General features: G+C 48.5%; 3 protein-coding genes. All 3 read left to right on the plus strand.

Translation table 11 applies throughout. The features are described from left to right. Positions 1-159 precede the first annotated feature (159 nt). The 3 genes from QZT80_RS23655 to QZT80_RS23665 are packed head-to-tail and all read left to right on the plus strand — an operon-like array spanning position 160 to position 4,807. Positions 160-1,797: a TldD/PmbA family protein gene (locus tag QZT80_RS23655; RefSeq protein WP_295128251.1), complete on the plus strand. Its 1,638-nt coding sequence runs from the start codon at positions 160-162 to the stop codon at positions 1,795-1,797. Positions 1,798-1,807: 10 nt separating this feature from the next. Then, positions 1,808-3,142: a TldD/PmbA family protein gene (locus QZT80_RS23660; protein WP_295128254.1), complete on the plus strand. Its 1,335-nt coding sequence runs from the start codon at positions 1,808-1,810 to the stop codon at positions 3,140-3,142. Between the two features lie 30 nt (positions 3,143-3,172). Continuing rightward, positions 3,173-4,807 carry a TldD/PmbA family protein gene (locus QZT80_RS23665; protein ID WP_295128257.1) on the plus strand — a complete coding sequence of 545 codons (1,635 nt, stop codon included), beginning with the start codon at positions 3,173-3,175 and terminating at the stop codon, positions 4,805-4,807. Positions 4,808-4,856: the final 49 nt, after the last annotated feature.

Genomic DNA, 4,856 nt, shown 5'->3' on the forward strand with positions numbered 1-4,856 from the left:
TTGCCCGTAAACAGACCCGGTACGAATGGTGGCTGATCATACCATTACTTGGCGGCCTGGCTTTTTTGTGGATAGAGCGGAAATTGTGATAAATGGGAACAAACATTCTCTGAATATTTTTTAAATTGAGTAAATAACAACCAAAATCAGGAGGGGACTTTGAAACGTAAAGATTTTATCCAGATGTCTGCCATGGGCCTGGGCGCACTATTCGCGCCTAACTTCCGCCTCATGGGCAACCCGGTAGACCCGGCAGCATTTCTCAACGACGGAATGGACGTAACACTGAAGAAGCAACTGGCCGATGTGGCTTTAAACGCCGCTACAGCTAAAGGTGCAACTTACGTGGACGTGCGCATAGGCAGGTATTTGAACCAGATTGTGACCACCCGCGAAACCCGTGTGCAGAACATCGCCAACACGGAATCATTCGGGGCGGGCATACGCGTGATTGCCAACGGCTGTTGGGGATTTGCCGCTACCAATGAGGTGACGAAAGAAGCAATAGCCCGTACAGCCGAAAAGGCAGTAGCAGTTGCCAAAGCCAATTCCAGGGTAAGCGATTCGCCGGTTCAGCTGGCACCGCAGAAGGGATATGGAGATGTGAAGTGGAACACGCCTATCGAACAAAGTGCTTTTTCTGTTCCTGTAAAAGATAAAGTGGATCTCCTGTTAAAGGTGAATGGCATTGCCTTAGCAGGTGGTGCTAACTTCGTGAATTCGGCTATCATGGCCATTAATGAGCAGAAATTCTTCGCCTCTACTGATGGTTCTTATATCGACCAGGATGTTCACCGTTTATTTCCCACCTTCACAGTAACCAGGATAGACCGGGCTTCGGGTAAATTCGAAACGCGTAAATCGCTGAGTTCACCCGTAGGTATGGGATACGAATACCTTACGGCCAGCGCGGCGGATAAAGTAGCCGGTGTTACCACCCGCTACAAAAGCCGCTACGATATGCTGGAAGACGTGAAAAACGCCACAGCCGATGTTGAACAGAAGCTGAAAGCAAAGTCCGTGGAGCCAGGCAAATACGACCTGATACTCGATCCTTCGCACCTTTGGCTAACCATTCACGAATCAGTAGCCCACCCCACAGAACTGGACCGAGTACTGGGTTACGAAGCCAATTATGCAGGTACCAGCTTTCTTACGCTCGACAAATGGAAATCAAAAAACTTCAAGTTCGGCAGCGATATCGTAAACATTCATGCTGATAAATTGCAGAAAGGCTCCCTGGGCGCAGTTGGTTACGATGATGAAGGTGTGAAATGCGGCGAGTGGGAAATCATAAAAGATGGAGTACTGGTTAACTATCAGGCCATCCGCGACCAGGCTCACATTATTGGGCTCAACGCTTCTCAGGGCTGCTGTTATGCGCAAAGCTGGAGTGATGTGCAGTTCCAGCGTATGCCAAACGTTTCGCTTCAGCCAGGCAAAGCCAAACTGAGTGTAAGCGATATGATCAAAAACGTGGAAAAAGGTATCTACATTATTGGTGATGGTTCTTTCTCTATCGATCAGCAGCGTTACAACTTCCAGTTTGGCGGACAAACGTTTTATGAGGTAAGGAATGGGCAGATTGTAGGCATGTTAAAAGACGTGGCTTACCAGGCCAACACGCAGGAATTCTGGAACAGCTGTTCGGCTATTGCAGACGCGAGCGATTACCGCCTCGGTGGTGCATTTAACGATGGCAAAGGTCAGCCAGGCCAGTCTAACGCCGTATCGCACGGCTCATCTACCACCCGTTTTAATGGTGTAAACGTTATTAACACAGCAAGAAAAATCTGACGACATTACCATGGCAATATTAAATAAACAAGAAGCGCAGGCATTACTTAAAAAGGTATTATCCTACTCCAAAGCCGACGAATGCGAAGTATCGCTTCGCGGTGCGGAAAGTGGTAATATCCGTTATGCGCGCAATGCTATATCAACGGCGGGCGACATCAGTACGCTGAGTCTTTCCGTTAGTTCTACTTTCGGTAAGAAAACCGGGTCTGCCTCTATCAACGAATTTACAGACGAGGCCCTAAAAAAAGTAGTATCCAGGGCTGAAGAATTGGCGCAACTGGCTCCGGAAAATCCGGAATACATGCCGCTGCGTGGGCCTGCGGAGTTTAAGGATTCAATCACTTACGTGGATGAAACAGCTGCTATGACAGCCGATACGCGTGCTGATGCAGTGGGTAAAAGCATTAAAGTGGCGAAGGAAGCAAAGCTCGAAGCGGCCGGTTATATCGAGAATACAACTGGCTTTGATGCGATCATGAACTCGAAAGGTTTGTTCGCTTATAACAAATCTACCGATGTGGTGTTTACCATCACCACCCGCAACCAGGCCGGTACCGGTTCAGGATTTGCGGCCAGGGGTTTTAATGATATCAGGCAGTTGGATACGCTGGAGGCGACGAAAATAGCGGCGCAAAAAGCCAATAGCTCGGCTACTGCCAAAGCGATAGAGCCAGGCAAATATACCGTGATACTGGAGCCGGTGGCTGCGACGTATATGCTCGAAAATATGTTCCGTGGATTAGATGCGAGAAATGCGGACGAGGGACGTAGCTTTATGAGCAAACCCGGTGGCGGAAACAGGCTGGGCGAACAGCTGATGGATGATAAAGTGACGATCTACTCTGATCCTTTTGATCCGCGCCTGCCCGCCGGTACCTGGAACCGCGATGGTTTCCCGCTGGAAAAAACAACCTGGATCGATAAAGGTGTTGTTAAAAATCTTACCTATTCCCAATACTGGGCCCAAAAGAAAGGCGTACAACCTGTTCCTGGTGGTTCTAATATCATTATGGAAGGCGGCGATGCCTCGCTCGACGACCTGATTAAAAGCACCGAACGAGGCATACTCGTGTCGCGGTTATGGTACATTCGCCTTGTGGATGCACAAACCCTGTTGCTTACAGGGCTTACGCGTGACGGAACTTTTTACATTGAGAACGGCAAAATCAAACATCCGATCAAAAACATGCGCTTCAACGAAAGCCCGGTGATCATGCTTAACAATGTGGAAGCATTAGGGAAAACAGAACGAAGCGTAAGTATTGAGTCTTACAGAAGTTTTCTTATTCCGCCCATCAAAGTGCGCGACTTTACGTTCAGCTCTTTGTCGGACGCCGTCTAATTTAATTCTTCATCCCCAAAAATAAACGCCTTGAAAAGAAGAGATTTCCTTCAATACACAGGCATGAGTATCGGCGCCGGGTTATTGGCCAATATCCCGCTGATAGGGCATGCCGTGCCTGCAGATACCCCCTGGTACAGCATCGATGTTGCGGTTAAAAAGCAGCTGGCCGATGTGGCGCTGAACGCTGCCCGCAGCAAAGGAGCCACTTATACCGATGTACGTATCGGCCGTTACCTCAACCAGTATGTGGTTACACGTGAAGATAAAGTGGAGAACATCGTCAATACTGAATCTTATGGAGTAGGTATACGCGTAATCGCCAATGGCAGCTGGGGATTTGCAGCTACTGATCGTACCGATACAGACAGCATTGCCAAAGCAGCGGAACTGGCAGTATCTATCGCGAAAGAGAACAGTCGGCTGCTTACAGAGCCAGTGCAGCTCGTTCCGCAAAAAGGGTATGGAGAGGTAAGCTGGAAGGCGCCGATAGAACGTAATGCGTTTGACGTGCCCATCAAAGAAAAGGCAGATTTGCTGTTGGGGGTGAACGATGCAGCGTTGAAGGGCGGCGCTAATTATGTAAACTCCATCCTGTTCCTGGTAAACGAACAAAAGTATTTTGCCAGTACCGATGGTTCTTACATTGATCAGGACATTCACCGCATCTGGCCTACTTTTAATATTACAAAGATTGATGCGGCTACGGGTAAATTCGAAACACGTGGTGCGCTAAGCGCGCCGATGGGGATGGGGTACGAATACCTGCAACCAAGAGCCTCCGATAAAATACAGGGTGTTACGACATTGTATAAACAGCGTTACGATATGCTGGAAGATGCGCGCAACGGCGCCATCCAGGCGGGCGAGAAGCTGAAAGCCAAATCGGTGGAGCCAGGCAAATACGACCTGGTACTCGATCCTTCGCACTTATGGCTTACCATACACGAATCGGTGGGTCATCCGTCGGAACTCGACCGCGTGTTAGGGTATGAAGCCAACTTTGCAGGCACCAGTTTTCTTACACTTGATAAGTGGCAATCTAAAAAGTTCAATTTTGGGAATGATAAGGTGAACATTTTTGCCGACAAAACGCAACCCGGCTCACTGGGTGCGGTTGGTTATGATGATGAAGGAGTAGGCACTAAAAAATGGGATATTATCAAAAATGGCATCCTGGTAAACTACCAGGCCATCCGTGATCAGGCGCATATCTTAGGTCTTCAGGAATCACAGGGCTGTTGTTACGCCGATAACTGGAGCAGCGTGCAGTTCCAGCGAATGCCAAATATCTCGTTGCAGCCTGGGCCCAATGGTAAAACGCCGGCCGACCTGATCAAAAATGTTGAAAAAGGAATTTACATCGTTGGTGATGGTTCTTTCTCCATCGACCAGCAACGGTATAATTTCCAGTTTGGTGGACAGTTATTCTACGAAATAAAGAATGGAAAAATAGTGGGGATGTTGAAGGATGTAGCGTACCAGAGTAATACCCAGGAGTTCTGGAACGCCTGTGTGGGTATTGCGGATGAACGGGATTACCGCCTCGGTGGCTCCTTTTTCGACGGCAAGGGCCAGCCCATGCAATCCAGCGCCGTATCGCACGGTTCGGCTACGGCCCACTTTAAAGGTATCAATGTTATTAACACAGCCAGAAACATTTAATTATGCCGATACTCACTAAAGAAGAAGCGCAGGCATTATTGAAAAAGGT

This window comes from uncultured Chitinophaga sp. (assembly GCF_902168175.1).
In the GTDB taxonomy this organism is placed as follows: Bacteria; Bacteroidota; Bacteroidia; order Chitinophagales; family Chitinophagaceae; genus Chitinophaga.